Source organism: Roseivirga sp., assembly GCF_049099775.1.
GTDB lineage: Bacteria > Bacteroidota > Bacteroidia > Cytophagales > Cyclobacteriaceae > Roseivirga.
This window is the reverse complement of record NZ_JAGDZM010000004.1, coordinates 672,595-689,407: the sequence shown is the minus strand read 5'-3', so window position 1 is coordinate 689,407 and position 16,813 is coordinate 672,595. Positions and strand designations below refer to the sequence as shown.

The window sequence follows — 16,813 nt, the reverse complement described above, 5'->3', positions numbered from 1 at the left end:
GGTTTTGACTGCGTATTTTGATAAAATTTAGAGAAATGAGGAGATGTTTTCCACTTGTGTTGGTTGTATTGCTTTTTGCCTGTGATAGTGAAGAAGATAAAGCGGGTCGTTTCCTTTTAAAAGGAAATGAGGCGCTTGGAAAAGGCGAGTATAATGAGGCGGTTCGGTTCTTCTCTGAAGCAATCGCTAAGAATGATAAGTTCGTGGAAGCTTACAATAATCGAGGCGTTGCCAACTATAAAGCCGGAAAGTTTATTGAGGCCATTAGCGATTACAATAAAATTCTATTGCAAATCAACCCTGATTTCAACGAAGCTAGAAGAAATAGAGTGAATGCTTACCTAGATGCCGGCCGGTATGAAAAGGCACTAGAAGACTTAGAAGTTCTAAGCGATATATTTCCAGATTCGGCATTTGTCGATTTCAGCCGTGGGCTCGTTTATCATGAAATGAAAGCCTTTGATAAATCCATTGAATCGTTCGAGATGTCTTTTAAAAAGGACGATTCTAATGCGGAGACTTTGGTTAATGTGGCAAATGGCTATTATATGGTGAATGATTTCGAAAATGCAAAACTGACCCTCCAAAACGCAATAGGACTAGATTCACAAGAGCCAAATAGTTACAATACTTTGGCACTTATTGCTACTGAAGAAAAGGTTTATGATGAGGCACTCAGTCGAGTTAACGAAGCCTTAGCTTTGGATGCTGGGAATCCGTTTTTCTTAAATAATAGAGGTTATATCCATTTATTAATGAATAACCTTGAAGCGGCAGAACCTGACATTCGTAGAGCAATAATAGGAGCACCACAGAATCCTTGGGCTTATCGAAATAGAGGCATTCTGTTCTATTTAAGAGATCGTTTCGATGATGCAGTACGAAATTTCGAGCAAGCTGCAAAATATGATGATAAAATTCCTGAGCTTAACTACTACTGGGCAATGACCCTTAATAAACTGGGTAAGAAGGAAGAGGCATGCGCTCGCATAGCGCTTCTTAAAGACAAAGATTCTGATCAAGCAAAAGCCTTGATCAAGGAGACTTGTGGCTAGATAGCCGTTCTGGAATTGATGTTTTTTGAATTGCCTTGTTACAGGGAGACTTAAAAACGACAGTCATGTGATATTTTTTTCAGCGGTAAAAATGCTGTTTCAGATGAATGGGGACATTATTTAGTTTTTTTATGAGAAATTCGATCGTCTTATGTTAACAACCTTTAAGATCAAGCCGTCTTTTTTGTGATTATGGATGTATCACAGTTCAAAGCAGAGGTTCTCCCTTTGAAGAACAAACTTTACCGCTTTGCGCTCAACATTGTAAAAGATGATGAGTTGGCAAAAGATGTGGTTCAGGAGTGTTTTATCAAAGTTTGGGAAAAAAGATCAGAGATTGATTTGATCCAGAATCTTGAGGCTTGGTGCATGCAGATAACCCGAAACAAGGCACTGGATAAACTAAGGTCTAAGCACGTGAAGAAAACCGATCTATTTGAGGTTGAATTCGACACAAGAAAAGAGCGTGATACACCTTATGTAATGACAGAAAGAGGTGACTTATTGACAAGAATTAAAGGTTTAATAGATGCCTTGCCCGATAGACAACGGGAAGTGATGCAACTCAGAGATATCGAAGGGTTAGCATATAAAGAAATAGCCGATGCGCTAGATATTGATATAAATCTGGTAAAGACGAATTTGTTCAGAGCCAGAAGAAAACTAAAAGAAAGCTTAATAAAAGTCGATGCATATGGACTCTAGAAGAGCAGAATTATTGGAAAAGTATTGGGAAGCTGAAACCAACCTTGAGGACGAAAAAGCACTTAAGGATTTGATAAAAGCTGAACAAGACAGTGAGGAGTTGGAAGAGGTGAAAGCACTTTTCGATCATTTTGAATCTGAATCACAAATCGAACTTGACGCATCATTTGATGAATCGATTTTAGAGATGATTTCGGAAGAACCAGAGACTAAAGTGTTTAGCATTCAACATTACCTCAAGAGGTATACGAGTATAGCGGCAGCAATAGTAGTGATTTTCGTTAGTGGTTATTTGGTGACGCAACAGCAAAATCAATACACTTCAGAAGATACTTTTGAAACACCTGAAGAGGCTTATGCTGAATTGAAAAAGCAATTATTGATGGTGTCGAATTACATGAATAAAGGAAATCAAACAATGAATGAATTGACCAACTTAGGTAAGGTTGGTACGGAACTTCAGGACTTCTCGAAAATGAGTGAAGCATCTGAAGGTCTAGAATTACTTAGTGAAATGAATTTAAAAAATAATTAGAGGAGAATAGATAATGAAAAAGTTAGTATTAACAATGGTATTGGGTTTGTTCGCTGTATCAGCGAATGCTCAGAATGATGCAATTTCTAAGTACTTTGATAAGTATGTTGATGACGAATCATTCATGCACTTAAATTTTAGTGGAAAAATGTTCCAGATGATCGCTCAGATTCAGTTTGACGATCCCGAAGAGCAAAAGATGGTTGAAGAATCATTAGGTAAAATCAAAAGAGTCCAAGTTTTAGGAAAAGATAAGGACGTTGATGGTCGTAAAATGTACAAAGAGGCAATTGGCCTAATTGGCAAAGATTTCGAAGAGTTAATGTCGCTTAGAGAAGATGATAAAGACATTAGATTCTTGATCAAAGAGAAGAACAACAAGATTGATGAGCTTTTCATGGTAATGGGAGGAGATAACGAATTTGGCCTTTTAAGTATCGTAGGTGACGGTATCGACTTGAATGCTATCTACAAGCTGTCTAAGTCAATCGGCATGGAAGGTTTCGAGGAACTTGAGTTCCTAGACAAAATGGATGGCAATTAATATATTGCTGTAAGGTTACAGAGAGCACTCCGGTGCTCTCTGATTTTATTGGTCAAAGCTCAAAATAATTGGATGTATGAAGAAGCTTTTAATATTTAGTCTACTTTTTAGTACGACACTTAGCGCGGTTGCTCAAAGCCGTAGCGTCGAAAGGTTTCGTGAGGACAATCGTCCTTCGACCAAACTCTTTTTTTATAAGAGTACACTCAAAATGATTTCCCGTATCGACCTAGCTGCCCTCGGTGGTGCTAGTGTTAACGAATTCAATGATATGCCTCCGATAGGAGATATGATCAAAGGAATCGAAAAGGTGAAGTTCTTCCTTTTTGAAAACAACGATAACCGTCATAATATTGATAAATCTGCTTTTAAAAACCTTCAGTCAAAAGTTGAAGGTGAAGGATATGAATCGATGATGTCTGCCCGAATTGAAGGAATGGATATGAATGTTTTGATGAAAGAGCGTAGAGGAAACCCTGTAGGATTTGTCGTGCTTATCACAATGGAAGATGGTTTTAGTATTATCGATATTGAAGGCTACCCGGATGTAAATAATATTTTAAAATTCTCGCAATTCATGAATAGTAATGGATCTAACATGGGATTGCAAGAAGCCTTTAGATAGGTGAATACCGAGCATTTGCTCATTTTTACTCAAAAACAACACGATTTGGATACTGTATTATCAATTAAAAATCTTTCCAAGCACTATGGAAGGATCAAGGCTGTAGACAACCTTACTTTAGAAGTGAAGAAAGGTAATGTTTATGGTATTCTTGGGCCCAATGGTAGTGGAAAGACAACAACACTTGGTACAATACTGAGTGTTATTAACCAAACTAGTGGAGACTTTAAGTGGTTCGGAGAACCAGCATCTCAAAACACTAGAAAGCGTATAGGTGCTATTCTAGAGCATCCTATTTTTTACCCATATCTCACTGGTGTACAAAACCTTAAAATCGTATGCGATATTAAGGAGGTTTCTTACGACAGAGTCGAGGAGGTTTTAAAGCTTGTTGATCTTGATGAGCGTAAAGAATCGAAATTTAAGACTTATTCCCTGGGTATGAAGCAGCGTTTGTCGATTGCATCGGCCATGCTTTGCGACCCTGAAGTCTTAATTCTTGACGAACCTACGAATGGTCTCGACCCACAAGGTATTGCTGAAATTCGCGACCTGATTATGGATATTGCCAATAGCGGTAAGACCATAATCATAGCCAGTCACTTGCTCGATGAAGTTCAAAAAGTATGTACACACTTCTGCGTTTTGCAACGTGGTGTACTCATTCACGACGGATTGGTCGAAGATGTTGGCAAAGGTGATGTAATTGTAGAGGTACGTGCAGATGTAGAAAACCTACAAGAAGTACTGGAACAATCCGAAATGGCTAGTCACATTAAGCGTGAATTGGACAAGTATACATTGACTATGAAAAGTGGTTTTGCGTCTAGAGAGATCAACGAATATCTTTTTAAGCATGGTATTGTGGCCAAACACTTGATTGTAAAAGTTAAAACACTAGAAAAACAATTTTTGGAGATACTGGCGGAACAGAAAGGAGGCGGAAATGCTTAGATTATTAAGAATAGAATATCAAAAGTTACGTCCAAGCCGATCTTTCAAGGTATTGGCGAGTATGTACTTCATTGCGGTGTTTATCGCTGGTGTAGGTGTAATGCCATTTTTAAGATATCTCAAGTCTAGAATAGAAGAGTTTGATATAGACGGCATTGATCCAACAATTATTCCATTCTATGAATTCCCTGATATCTGGCAAAACTTGACGATCGTAGCCATCTGGGGGAAAGCGTTACTTGGGTTTAGTTTGATTTACTCGATCACAAATGAGTACTCCTATAGAACCATCAGACAGAATGTAATTGATGGTTTGAGCAAGCAGGAATTTGTCATGAGTAAAATCGTGATGGCTGGATTCTTAAGTTTAGCCTCTGCACTTTTTGTATTCCTGATAGGTCTAGTCACAGGTTTGATTTACTCCACTGATATTAGCATTGGGGCGATTTTAGACGGGTCGTACTTTATTCTAGTATTTGCGCTGCAAATGTTCACCTTTCTTGTTTTTACACTGTTTGTTGGGGCATTGATTAAAAAATCGATTATCGCTATGGGTGTACTGATATTCTGGGTTTTTGCAATCGAGAATATCATTTGGGGTAGAATGCAGTATCTAAAGAATGAATGGGTTGATTACATTTTGCCTGTAAAAGCAATCAATCAGCTCAACCATATCCCTTTCTGGAAATACGCACTTCAAGAAGTGCAGGATTTTATAACCTTACCAGAATTGGCCGCCGTGTTATTCTACTTAGGGTTATTTTATTGGGCTACAACGCGATTAATAAGTAGAAGAGATTTATAAGGATTAGGTCTTATGAAATTAGAAAAGCCATTCCCTGTCATTGGAATGGCTTTTTTTTAATCTTTTTAGGAGATCAGTACTGTGCCTTCTTACCCGTTTCTAAAAATAAGATCAGGTTGTTATATGATAACTCGTTGCCCTCAATAAAAAACTGCATAAGTGACTGGTATTTGGGGTTGTTTTTGTAGCCAATTCCATAAGAAACTACTTTGGTTATCGAAGGTGTAACCTCTTCAAAGCTGATGACATTAAAGAGGTCTTTCTCATCTGACTTCATAAATTCCGGGAAATTCTTAGTAATCTCAGCCTGTAGCGTCAAGAGCCGTTTCGGTACATAGTTAATGATGTGTAAAACAATGGTTGAGCTATCACCTATGGTGGCGTTTGGATCATAACTCGTTTTAATTGTGCCGTTTACTTTAAAGTCCAAATCGGCTTTAGCGACAAAAGCACTTTCCCAGCCTTTCTTCGTCGTGTAAGTATCCCATACTTTTTGCAAGGGGACGTTTACAGTAAACTCATGGATTAGGACCAGTTCATCCGTGTAACTAGAATCAACCCATGATTTAACACGTGGTTCGTTTTTATTTTGTGCAGATAGCTGATAAGAGAAAACCAGAAGAACTAATAGTGATGTTACTTTTTTCATAGAGTTTCAGTTTGTTTTCAAAAGAAGCTATGTCTGCTTTTTTCTGATAGAAGAATATTAACCTTTGCCATCGAGTGGAAAAAAATTGGGCTGCTCATTATGAAAGTCGTTCTTAATGAATTCTTCAGGGCTAAAGCCAGAAAATTCCTTAAACTCCCTTATAAAGTGTGATTGATCTGAGTAGTCATATTCATAAGCGATTTGCGACCAACTGATTTCTTCCTTATTACCTAGTTGTTTGAGGATCTCATTAAATCGACAAATTCTATGAAACACTTTTGGCGTATAACCACAGTGTTTCTTGAACTGATCAATGAGGTTTTTCTGTGTCAGAGGATATTTACTTACAATTGATTTATGCTTATTGAAAGGATTGGTAGCCAATTCTTGTACAATGCTGAGTAAGTTTTCTGAAGGCAAAAGAGATTCTTTATATTTATCCATCAGCCATTGGTCGACTGCCTTGAATTTTCCTTTAGGTGAATCTTCATTAAGAATCTCAGTTCTAAGCTTCAAGATCTGTTCGCCTAGAATTTCTTGTGCTGGCACCACTTTATCATTCAATTGATTAATAGAGGTGTGAAGAAAAGGTAAAGCCCCTTGTGGTTTAAATTGAATTACGAGCATCTCAGAGTCTTTGTGCGATGAAATAGACAAGTAATTTTTATGGACTCCAGATATCCAGACGCTCTCGAAAGTGTCTTTAACTTCTAATGAGTCATTGTCAAAAGTATTTCTCTTGATTCCATCTAGTTCGAAAATTATGAACAGATGACCTGTGGGTACAACCCTTTCTATAGAGTGATCGGGTTGGAAACCTTTAAAATAGAAGATGGATTCTATCGAATTTGAAAGTGGAGTCGACGGTTTATGAAATTCAAAAATCAAAATACCTTGTTTTGAGTTCAGGCCGAATCATTTCTTATTGGCCAAAACAGAATCTAACTCTAAATATTTTTCTTTCATAGTACTTAAGGCAAATGCAGCCGCTGAAGCTGCTAAAACAGAATAGTCGAACACACCTTTTATACCAGATGATGCAATCATTGCGAAAGCAAAAAGTGATAATAGAATACCACTTAGTCTAGCAATATATTCAGTCTTAAAGCCTAAAAGCAAACATATAGCGAATATGACTTCGGCAGCAGTAACGAGTCCACCTAATGCGGGCGTTAGACTCTTTGGCACAATCGGATTGAGTTGTTGGGTGTATGCAATGAAATTTCCCCAATTTCCCCAAGCGGATACTTCTACTGGCCAAAGACCAAAACGATCTGCTACTGCAGATAAAAAACTTGTACTGATGGCTAACCTTATAAAAAGTTTGATCATGTCTATTGCTTTGTTTTGCTTTATTCCTTCTGCATTTGAAAGGTAAAATCATTATTCGCACTGTTGAATAGATTTGTTATTTTTTGTACAGATGAATGTTAGGCGGTTGGGAATTAAACAATAATCTTTAGATCATTGTGATCTTGAAATTCAGCCCAAACTATTTTAATATGAGAAATCTTACTACCGTACTCTGTTTATTTTTAATTATGAATATTAGTTATGCACAAAATAGCCCCTTTGCCTCAATAACTGAGTTAGAGACGGATTTCACAGCTGGAAATGTAGCCGCAAGAATGATTGAAGGCCTAGGATTTCGTTATTACTGGGCCACTGAAGGGCTCACGGAAAAAGATTTGAAATTTGCTCCGGTAAAGGAGGGAAGGAATTCAAAACAGACGATAGAACACTTGTATGGGCTTTCTAGATTTTTAATGAGTGCACTTGAAAAGGAAACTTTTACTGATGTGGATATGACCAAAATGACGTTTAAAGAACTGAGAAACGGCACGCTCAAGAATTTAGAAAAAGCAGTCAGTATTCTTAAGAACAGTAAGGAGTCCGATTTCAAAGCGTATAACATTAAGTTTGCTAATGGCGGGCAAATGCCATTCTGGAATGCAATCAATGGTCCTATGTCTGATGCTGTATATCATACTGGCCAAATTGTATTAATGCGCAGAATGTCTGGTAACCCAATAAACCCAAATATTAGTGTGCTTACAGGAAGTGTCAGGTAAGTGTAATTATTTCAGCTTTAACATGCAGGTAAGTTCCGTATCTTCAATTACAGCACCTCTTTTCTTATAAAAGCCAATCGCTGAATCATTCCATTTAGATACTAACCACCGCATAGATTTGCATTGATGATTTTTGGCAATAGATTCCAATTGATCCATTATTTCCTGCCCTAAGCCTTGTTTTCGGTAAGGAGTCTCTAAATATAAGTCATCGAGAAAAAGATGTCTGCCAGACCAAGAACTAAAGCCAAAGTAATAGGTAGCAAAGCCAATAGCTTTTTCTTGATCTCTAATAATCAATGCTTTAAAATCATCAGCATTAATTTTCATATCATCTAAGGAGATAGAAACCTTTTCTGGAGTTTTCTGAAAGGTGGCAAAGTCCAAAATCATTTGATGGATTTCTGCATAGTCAGAAACCTGTGCTTGGGATATTTTTACCATGAGATATTACTTTGAGTTATGGGATCCATTTTACATCCTTGAAGTTCGGCTTGCGCTTTTCAAGGAACGCATTCCTTCCTTCTTTTGCCTCGTCAGTCATGTAGGCTAGACGAGTAGCTTCACCAGCAAATACTTGCTGTCCTACCATGCCATCATCCGTAGCATTAAAGGCAAATTTGAGCATTTTGATGGATGTTGGTGATTTTTCAAGAATCTCCTGTGCCCAGTCGTAGGCCGTGTTTTCTAGTTCTTCATGAGGAATTACGGCATTCACCATGCCCATATCAAAAGCATCTTGTGCTGAATAGTTTCTACCTAAAAAGAAGATTTCTCTAGCCCGTTTTTGTCCAACCATTTTGGCCAAATAAGCCGATCCATATCCGCCATCAAAACTAGTCACATCAGCATCCGTCTGCTTGAAAATGGCGTGTTCTTTACTCGCCAATGTAAGGTCGCATACGGTATGCAAACTATGACCGCCGCCAACTGCCCAGCCAGGTACTACAGCAATTACTACTTTCGGCATAAAGCGAATGAGTCTTTGAACTTCCAAGATATTAAGCCTTGGCATTCCGTCATCGTCTACATAGCCTTGGTGACCTCTAGCGTTTTGGTCGCCGCCTGAGCAAAAAGCCCAACCGCCATCTTTTTTAGATGGTCCTTCTCCTGATAGTAGCACAACGCCAATTGAAGTATCTTCTCGAGCATCAAGAAATGCCTCGAATAACTCGCCTACGGTTTTAGGCCTAAATGCATTACGAACTTCTGGGCGATTAAACGCGATTCGGGCTACGCCGTCACCAGATTTTTGATAGGTAATGTCCTCGTATTCTTTTACTGTTTTCCAGGCTACTTTGCTCATAACTTTCGATTTACTGCGAAAATACGCTTAAAGAGAGAAGTAGCAAAGAGAGTAGGGGGCATAAAAAAAGCCCCGATGAATCGGGGCCTTTATTATTATTCGAAATTCTTCTATTTCTTAATTGGATCATCAAAATCCTTGAAATAGCTCATGTCTGTTTTTTCGTAAGCCGCTTTGAATTTAGGCCATTCGTTAGTGAAGAAGTCATTCACAATTTGCATTGTTTCAGTCATCATTTTTTCACCATTTTCTAACAATGATCTTTCATTTGGCCCTGGAGCTGTTAAACGAGAACTAGCATATCTTCTTGCTTGTCCAATCCATTGGTTAGCATTTGGATAATTAACTCTAGGAGCGTTTTGAGCACGATCTCTTGGAAGGCCAATAGTCACTTTCTTTACTTCCTTAAAATGCTCATCCATTTCCTTCATTGCCTTTTTCAAGTCTTTCACAGCTTCTTTATCTGCATTTTTCATCTGAGCCTCAACTTTCGTTACAACACCTTGAGCATCTCTTACTCTTTTTGTAATAGAAGCCCAAGTTTGAGACATTTTTAATACTTCATCTTCAAAAGTCTGCTTAGCTCTTAAGTCCGAAATGTTAACATCAATACGAGGGTCGAAGTGTACTTTAACCATCTTCTCGATCTTCTCATCGTTATAGTCAATGTGGATTTTGTATTGACCAGGTACAACAGATCCAGCAGCCTGTTCTCTGCTTCTTCCGCCGCCGCCAGCTACTGGTCCATTAGGACCAAACCTTACTTGAACGTTGTTTCCACGCTGAATAGGGTATGGGTTTCTTCTTCTTAAGTCCCAAGTCAAGGTATTCATTTCTCCTTTTTTCACTTTGCCAGAACCTGTTCTAATTGTATCGCCTGACATGCTTAATACTGTCATTTTAATACTTGTAGGCAGTTTCTTAGGAGCTTCTTCCTTAGTTTCCTCTTGCTTACCGCGCTTACGCTTGCTCTTTTTCTCTTCAGGCTTAGCTTCAGCTGGTTTGTTACTTCTTACATAGTACTTAATAGTAGCAGAAGTCATGTATTTGTTTTCTCCTTCGAAAGGCCCACCACTTGCAGGAAATCTCATACCCGCAGGCTGTCTGTAAGTCATTTGGTAGGCATCAGCTATATCGAAAACAACAATATCTTCTTTCATTGCATTTTCAACACCTCTTTTAGCAAATTCTCTTAGTGGACGAATATCATCCAAGATGTAGAAAGCTCTACCAAAAGTACCGATCGCTAAATCATGCTCTCTTTCTTGAAGCGCTAAGTCCATAGTAGAAGCAGAAGGGTATCCATGATCCCACTTATTCCAGTTCTGTGCTTTATCGAAACTTACATAAAGTCCGTTTTCTGTTCCTAAGAAAATCAAGTTCGGCTCGATAGGATCTTGAAGAATAGATAAGGTATACCCGAAAACATCGTTGTCATCAACTATTCTTGTCCAAGTCTGACCGTAGTCCATTGTATGGTAAGCATAAGCCTCCCAGTTGTTTCTTCTATAATCATTCGCAATTACAAAAGCTTCACCAGCATTATACTTAGATGCTTGAATCTGAGGAATCCAGCTACCTGCAGGAAGTCCTGGAAGGTTAGCAGCAGTATTTGTCCAGTTGGCCCCTCTATCTTGAGTTACTTGAACATTTCCATCATCAGTACCAACCCAAATTACGTTTCTGTCTACCGGGCTAGGCGCGATTGCTAAAGTTGTAGTGTGGTTTTCAGCACCTGTCGCATCAATGGTTAATCCACCACTAGCATTTTGCTTTTGCTTTTCAGGATCATTGGTCGATAAATCTGGAGAAAGTACTTCCCAATCATCACCTCTGTTTGAGCTGTAATGTAAGTGCTGAGATCCGTAATAAACGCCATTTGGGTTGTGTGGATCAACAGCGACTGGTGCATTCCAGTTAAATCTTAACGTGATTGAAGTGTCTGGAGAAGTAGGTTTTACAGTTTTACCATATCCAGAAACTCTATCGTAGCGTTGAACATTTCCTTGCTGAGACATGGTATATCCATATCGAGAGTCACTTGGAATAGGAGCAACGTCAAAACCATCTCCAAAGCTTAATTCTTGCCAATCGTGGTTTCTAATTCCTGCAAAGTTGAAAACGTACGCTGGACCTACCCAAGAACCGTTGTCTTGCATACCACCATACACGTTGTAAGGCATGTCATTATCAACATTAATATGGTAGAACTGACCTACAGGTAATTTTTCAGTAAATCTCCAAGTATCACCCATGTCGCGAGTAATGTTTAATCCACCATCGTTACCATCTACCATAAAAGAAGGATCATCAGGGTGAATCCACCAAGCATGGTGATCTGGGTGAACGCCAGAGTAAGGAATAATTACTTCAAATGACTTACCACCATCTTCAGATCTTGAAACCATTGAGTATAAGCTATATACTCTGTTTTCATTTTTAGTATCTACATAAATAGAAGAGTAGTAGAACGGGCGGTTGCCCATGTTAGGCACTTTTGAAGCCGCAGCTCTTAGTTGCCAAGTTTTACCTCCATCAGTTGATCTATAGAGACCGTTTTTCTTACTTTCGACCATTGCATAAACATAGTCAGGTCGGCTTTCTGAAATAGCGAGACCAATTCTACCGTAGTCTCCTTTAGGCAGTCCGCCTTCTCCTTGAAGATTTTTCCAAGTGTCGCCACCATCCAATGTCATGTAAAGACCAGAACCTTTACCACCAGATTTAAATGACCATGGGAAACGCTTATGCTCCCACATCGCTACAAACATCTTATCTGGGTTTGTAGGGTCAGCGACCATGTCAGCAACACCAGTTAAATTATTCGTGTAAAGGATTTTATCCCAAGTTTTACCGCCATCTTTTGTTCTGAAAACACCTCTTTCTTCGTGCTCCCCCCATGGTGATCCAATGGCACCAACGTAGACGGTATTCGGGTCGTCTGGATGAATTATAATTCTGTGAATATTTCTCGTTTTTTCAAGACCCATCAATTCCCAAGTGTCACCACCATCGATTGATTTATAAACTCCGTAGCCACTGCTTACTGAGTTTCTAGGGTTACCTTCTCCAGTTCCTACCCAAATAATATCTGGGTTTGGTTGGTGAATGTCGATTGCACCTATGCCAAGAACTGCTTGGTCGTCGAACAATGGCTCCCAGTCAAGTCCACCACCCGTAGAACGCCATAGGCCTCCTGAGGCAGCACCTGCTAGAATGATATCAGGGTTGCTTTCTACAACATCGATAGCAGTGATACGACCACTCATAGCAGCCGGTCCTATGCTTCGTGCTTTCATGTTTTTGAACAATTCCATATCTACTTTTTGTCCGAACATAAGCGGCACACTTAATAGAAATGAAAAACAAATCAGTGAGATTCTTCTTAAATAGGAATCTTGAAATTTTAGGCTATTCATTAGATTCTAGATTTTGATTGATTAACTCTCAAAGTATACCAAGAAAGTCAATGTGCGAATTCAAATTCTAAGAACGCGAGAATGGTGTTATGAATGGCTCAAATAAACACCTAGAATTCTCGAAGAATGATATTTAGGCCAATACCGAAGACTAGTGAGCTAAATCGAGATTGTTGTATATCGAGTTGATAGCCTTCTATTTCTTCATCATACTGAATAGTATCTGGGGTGAGGTATTCGCCTCTAGAGCTAAAATTCCGTCTTACGAATAAGTTTAAGCTAATGGATTCATTTATTAGATATTCTAAGCCAGCACCTAGACCGTAGGATAGTACAAAGTCTTCAATTTCAAAGAAGTTATCTACGACTTCGTCTATTTCCCGATCAAAAACCCTAGCGCGAGTGTATATTAAGTTAGTGCCAAAGGTGAAATCGGCATAAGGCATAAATCTAGTATATGTTTCAGGCTTAAACCTAATGAGTGGAGCTAATTGCATCATTTCATTGTGGTACCGGTAGCGAACATCTTGAAAGTCTATATTGTGATAGCCTTTCCTGACTTTAGAGCCATACCGTGTAAAACTGAATGTGCCTCCTAAATAAATTGGGGATTCTTTGATTTGAAATGCTACTTCCGTTCCAAAACCACCACCCCAAATTTCAGAAGCGTCTTGCTTTAGCTCTCCTGTTGGGAGAAAGCCGTGCATACTAAATCCAATAGTAGAGTTGTTTTGTGCGAGAAGTAAAGGGGATACTAAGAGACCGATTAGTAAAAGTGTTGTTCTCATGGTTGAAATATTTATACCTTTTTTCTAGCCAATTACATGCCAAAAACATTTACTGATTAACTAAAAATATTATCAATCAACTAAAAATATTAGTGATAAATAGTATCTTTAAGGAAACTACACTTCCATGAGCACTATTTCAGGCAATATTAAGTACTTACGTAAGCTTCATCAATGGACCCAAGGGGATTTTGCTGACAAAATCTCCATTAAAAGGTCATTGGTAGGCGCCTACGAAGAGGGAAGAGCCGATCCTAGACTTAATAACTTATTAAATATGTCAAAGGTTTTTAGGGTATCGGTAGATCAATTGCTAACAAAAGACTTGACGGGAATGGATTTGACTGCTATCGAGCAGTTAGGGCAATCTCCTAAAGACAATTTGAAAGTACTTTCCATTACAGTGGATCATAAAGATAATGAATTCATTGATTTAATACCTCAGAAAGCATCTGCCGGCTACTTGAATGGTTATGCTGACCCTCAATATTTGGAGGAAATGCCTAAGTTTCAATTGCCCAATCTACCGCGAAATGCCACTTACAGAGCATTTGAGATTACGGGCGATTCCATGTTGCCTATTAAACCGGGAACTGTCGTGATTGGTCAGTATTTAGAAAGTATTTCAGATATCAAGAATGGGAGGTGCTACATTATTCTCTCAAAGGAAGAAGGTGTAGTTTATAAACGTGTGTTCGACTATTCTCAAGAACATGGGCAACTTTTCCTAGTCTCTGATAATAAGGCTTATTCACCTTATAAAATTGAAACTTCAGATGTGATTGAAATTTGGGAGGTAAGGGCTTATATCAGTATGGATATTCCTGAATTCGTGGAAGATGCTGACATGAGCTTTGATAAACTGAAAGACATTGTGCTGGAGCTTCAGAAAGAAGTGATTAAGCTTAAAAACTAGTTTAGTCTTTATTATTGAGAATTATTCCTAAACGGATAAAACTGTACTTGTATTTAAGTATGCCTTGATTTAGCCAAGTGGGAGAGTGCTGAAAATCGAGGAAGTAGGTTCTTTTATTTTTGAGCATCACACCAAATCCAAAATTCAAACCAAACCGAAAGCGTTCAGTATCCTCAGGGCTAACAATGTCTAGAAGAATTGTTTCGTTTTGTGACAAAATGCCCTGAACTTCGCCATTTTTAGCGACAGTATATTGTGGATTGAATCCTCCGTTTAGGGTAATGAGCCATTTGGTACTTGGGAAAATGTATTTGATGTTCATTGGCATGCCCAAATTAACCCGTTCGAGATCAAGCGTAGTAATACTCTCAACCTGCCCCCTTATATCTGTATTAGTAGATGAAATCAAGAAATTCATTCCATTTGTTAATATGCTTTGATCGGTGACTGTTTCGATTTTCGTAAAAGTCTGATCGAATGATTCATGAGACAAAGTGAGATCCAGATCGAAATACAGACGTTTGGTAGCACGTGAAATCTCTTTCTGAAATTTTACTCCCAAGCCGATATGGTATGATGAGCCTGTACCGCCGAAGTTTCCTAGTTTCTGTTGGGCACTACCTTGAATTAAATAAAAGCCCGTTTGTGGAGGCCATTGAGATTTTGTGCCATTGAACTCTTTGCCTTGGAATCGGGCATATCGCTGGTCATAGTCAACCAGCAGATTGGTTAAAGACTTATGCGTAAGGGCAGAATTATCAATTTTGTCTTGAATCAATTCACTTTTGTCAAGCATAATTTTCAACACATCGCGATATGTTTTTATAATGCTCCTTTTTCTTTTTGTACCGATAGTCTTTTGAGTAAGTGCTTCGAAATCACCAGTGTCGGTATTTTCTAAGAAGAAGAAGTTTTTACGATAGTTATCTCGATAGGCGTAGAGCGATACTGTGCCTTGATATACTACTTCTAAAAAGAGTTTATTTGCAGGAGAAACATCTTTGGCTACAAATAGAATATTATCTTCAATGCCATAGCCAAAAATATCATTTGGGGTAAACGATTGTTCTATACCTGTATTGTCACTTTTGAATACACAGGAAAGAGATGCTTCTTTGTAGCTATAGTATTTGATTTTTCCATGAAGTGTATCGAAGGGACTTTTTAGTATAAAACCATCTCTATATAATTCCTGTCCAAAACCTAGGAGTGGCAATAGAAGAAGAGTAAGAAGAAAGATTGTTAGCCGCCTCATGAAAATTAAACCTGATTTAAGATAATCATCTTTTACCAAACCTTGAATTTATCCCTAGGCAATTGAAAGACATTGTCTTATAGCAAACAATGTTATGGGGCTTATGGAATGTTTTCGTAAGTTTTTTGGCGATCTAGTTTACCACTTTCGGTATAATGAAAGTTGGCAGTGGCTAGCCATTCTTTAGGAAAGGTGTATTTATTAAGTTGAGCTTCAATTTCAGGCCTGTTTGTTGAAATATATTCAATGATTTTCTCATCAGTACATACGCCAACTAGCTTCTCTCCTAAAGCTTCATCAGGTGCTTTCCATATCAGAATATTGCCTTTGTATTCAGTTGGAAGAAGTGATTTTATAGTCGATTCGACTTGTTCTATAAAGACTTTAATGCCACCCGTATTGGCTACTAGGTCAGCACGACTAATCCATTTGAAGGTATTATTTTCTAGTTCAACAATATCATTGGTAATTACCCATTCATTGTCCGTAACGGCTCCTTTTATCTTAAGACATGATCTTTCATCGAGATCGATTTTGTTGCCTTCCAGCACTTTAAACCATTCGGATTTAGCATTGCCATTTAGTGTTTTTAATGCGATGTGAGAAACGGTCTCAGTCATGCCATAGGTATTATAGCATAAACAGGTTAACTGCTCGATTTCGGTTTGTAATTGTTCTGAAATAGCGGCACCGCCAATGATAGCTTGGTCGATACCATTCAGGAATTCTCGTCCTTCTCGGTGTTTAGTCATGGCTAGCACTTGCAAAGGCACAAAGGCGGCAAATTCATAGTTAGAACTAATGGCTAATTTCGAGGGATCCATGGATGGTTCTATAAGCTCAATATGCCAATTGCCCAAGAGCGCTCTTAAGAGCATCATTTTACCTCCAATATAGTCTGTGTTAATGCAAAGCAAGGCATTTAAGCCATCTGGTAGCCTTAAGGTATGAATTGTGGCTTGAGCACTGGCGATCATTTGTGCTCTTTTAATCTCTATTTTTTTAGGTATTCCTGTAGAACCCGAAGTTTGTATTGTAAATATTGAAGTACCACTCATCCAGTCTTTTACAAAGGATTGGGCTGGTTTTATCCAGTGGTATTCTTCGCTGTAACATTGTTCCACAAACTCTGTTGTAGAGTATAAGTGGTTGTCTATTTGAATAGTACTTTCCAAGATTTAAGTT

At 38.4% G+C, this 16,813-nt stretch carries 18 protein-coding genes; 9 read left to right on the top strand and 9 right to left on the bottom strand.

Going from position 1 to position 16,813, the window contains the following annotated elements; all coding sequences use genetic code 11:
* Positions 1-35 precede the first annotated feature (35 nt).
* The 7 genes from JXQ92_RS07515 (at position 36) to JXQ92_RS07485 (ending at position 5,223) form a co-directional block, all read left to right on the top strand.
* Positions 36-1,055 carry a tetratricopeptide repeat protein gene (locus JXQ92_RS07515; protein ID WP_421985988.1) on the top strand — a complete coding sequence of 340 codons (1,020 nt, stop codon included), beginning with the start codon at positions 36-38 and terminating at the stop codon, positions 1,053-1,055.
* 228 nt (positions 1,056-1,283) lie between these two features.
* The gene (locus JXQ92_RS07510; RefSeq protein ID WP_421985987.1) at positions 1,284-1,760 is read left to right on the top strand and encodes an RNA polymerase sigma factor; all 477 of its coding nucleotides are present in this window, start codon (positions 1,284-1,286) and stop codon (positions 1,758-1,760) included.
* On the top strand, positions 1,750-2,295 hold the full coding sequence (locus JXQ92_RS07505; RefSeq protein ID WP_421985986.1) for a hypothetical protein: 546 nt from the start codon (positions 1,750-1,752) through the stop codon (positions 2,293-2,295). The genes JXQ92_RS07510 and JXQ92_RS07505 overlap by 11 nt, the downstream gene beginning before the upstream one ends.
* Positions 2,296-2,308: 13 nt before the next feature.
* Positions 2,309-2,839: a DUF4252 domain-containing protein gene (locus tag JXQ92_RS07500; RefSeq protein WP_421985985.1), complete on the top strand. Its 531-nt coding sequence runs from the start codon at positions 2,309-2,311 to the stop codon at positions 2,837-2,839.
* A gap of 76 nt (positions 2,840-2,915) precedes the next feature.
* Positions 2,916-3,464, top strand: coding sequence for a DUF4252 domain-containing protein (locus tag JXQ92_RS07495; protein ID WP_421985984.1), 549 nt, complete (start codon positions 2,916-2,918; stop codon positions 3,462-3,464).
* 45 nt (positions 3,465-3,509) lie between these two features.
* Positions 3,510-4,418: an ABC transporter ATP-binding protein gene (locus tag JXQ92_RS07490; RefSeq protein ID WP_421985983.1), complete on the top strand. Its 909-nt coding sequence runs from the start codon at positions 3,510-3,512 to the stop codon at positions 4,416-4,418.
* Positions 4,411-5,223 (top strand): ABC transporter permease, encoded by an 813-nt coding sequence (locus JXQ92_RS07485; protein ID WP_421985982.1) that lies wholly within the window; start codon positions 4,411-4,413, stop codon positions 5,221-5,223. Before JXQ92_RS07490 ends, JXQ92_RS07485 begins: the two co-directional genes overlap by 8 nt.
* Positions 5,224-5,296: 73 nt before the next feature.
* Here JXQ92_RS07485 and JXQ92_RS07480 read toward each other — a convergent pair whose 3' ends face one another.
* Genes JXQ92_RS07480 through JXQ92_RS07470 form a run of 3 tightly spaced genes read right to left on the bottom strand, consistent with a single transcriptional unit; the run spans position 5,297 to position 7,204 of the window.
* Positions 5,297-5,872, bottom strand: coding sequence for an SRPBCC family protein (locus tag JXQ92_RS07480; RefSeq protein ID WP_421985981.1), 576 nt, complete (start codon positions 5,870-5,872; stop codon positions 5,297-5,299).
* A gap of 57 nt (positions 5,873-5,929) precedes the next feature.
* On the bottom strand, positions 5,930-6,760 hold the full coding sequence (locus tag JXQ92_RS07475; RefSeq protein ID WP_421985980.1) for a DUF6597 domain-containing transcriptional factor: 831 nt from the start codon (positions 6,758-6,760) through the stop codon (positions 5,930-5,932).
* A gap of 27 nt (positions 6,761-6,787) precedes the next feature.
* Complete coding sequence (locus JXQ92_RS07470; RefSeq protein WP_421985979.1) at positions 6,788-7,204, bottom strand: DoxX family protein; 417 nt, start codon at positions 7,202-7,204, stop codon at positions 6,788-6,790.
* A 170-nt stretch (positions 7,205-7,374) separates the two neighbouring features.
* On the opposite strand from JXQ92_RS07470, the gene JXQ92_RS07465 reads away from it, so the two are divergent.
* Positions 7,375-7,944 (top strand): DinB family protein, encoded by a 570-nt coding sequence (locus tag JXQ92_RS07465; protein WP_421985978.1) that lies wholly within the window; start codon positions 7,375-7,377, stop codon positions 7,942-7,944.
* A gap of 6 nt (positions 7,945-7,950) precedes the next feature.
* Here the strand turns inward: JXQ92_RS07465 and JXQ92_RS07460 are convergent, their stop codons facing one another.
* From JXQ92_RS07460 to JXQ92_RS07445, 4 genes are all read right to left on the bottom strand, one after another.
* A complete protein-coding gene (locus JXQ92_RS07460) occupies positions 7,951-8,388 on the bottom strand; it encodes a GNAT family N-acetyltransferase (RefSeq protein WP_421985977.1) in 438 nt (145 codons plus the stop codon).
* Positions 8,389-8,404: 16 nt separating this feature from the next.
* On the bottom strand, positions 8,405-9,250 hold the full coding sequence (locus JXQ92_RS07455; RefSeq protein ID WP_421985976.1) for a 1,4-dihydroxy-2-naphthoyl-CoA synthase: 846 nt from the start codon (positions 9,248-9,250) through the stop codon (positions 8,405-8,407).
* Positions 9,251-9,360: 110 nt separating this feature from the next.
* Positions 9,361-12,669, bottom strand: coding sequence for a WD40/YVTN/BNR-like repeat-containing protein (locus JXQ92_RS07450; RefSeq protein WP_421985975.1), 3,309 nt, complete (start codon positions 12,667-12,669; stop codon positions 9,361-9,363).
* Between the two features lie 110 nt (positions 12,670-12,779).
* Complete coding sequence (locus JXQ92_RS07445) at positions 12,780-13,457, bottom strand: hypothetical protein (RefSeq protein ID WP_421985974.1); 678 nt, start codon at positions 13,455-13,457, stop codon at positions 12,780-12,782.
* A 127-nt stretch (positions 13,458-13,584) separates the two neighbouring features.
* On the opposite strand from JXQ92_RS07445, the gene JXQ92_RS07440 reads away from it, so the two are divergent.
* Entirely contained in the window at positions 13,585-14,373 is a 789-nt protein-coding gene (locus tag JXQ92_RS07440) for an XRE family transcriptional regulator (RefSeq protein ID WP_421985973.1), read from the top strand.
* A gap of 1 nt (position 14,374) precedes the next feature.
* On the opposite strand, the gene JXQ92_RS07435 is transcribed toward JXQ92_RS07440, so the two are convergent.
* Entirely contained in the window at positions 14,375-15,628 is a 1,254-nt protein-coding gene (locus JXQ92_RS07435; RefSeq protein ID WP_421985972.1) for a hypothetical protein, read from the bottom strand.
* A 101-nt stretch (positions 15,629-15,729) separates the two neighbouring features.
* Entirely contained in the window at positions 15,730-16,803 is a 1,074-nt protein-coding gene (locus JXQ92_RS07430) for an AMP-binding protein (protein ID WP_421985971.1), read from the bottom strand.
* Positions 16,804-16,813: the final 10 nt, after the last annotated feature.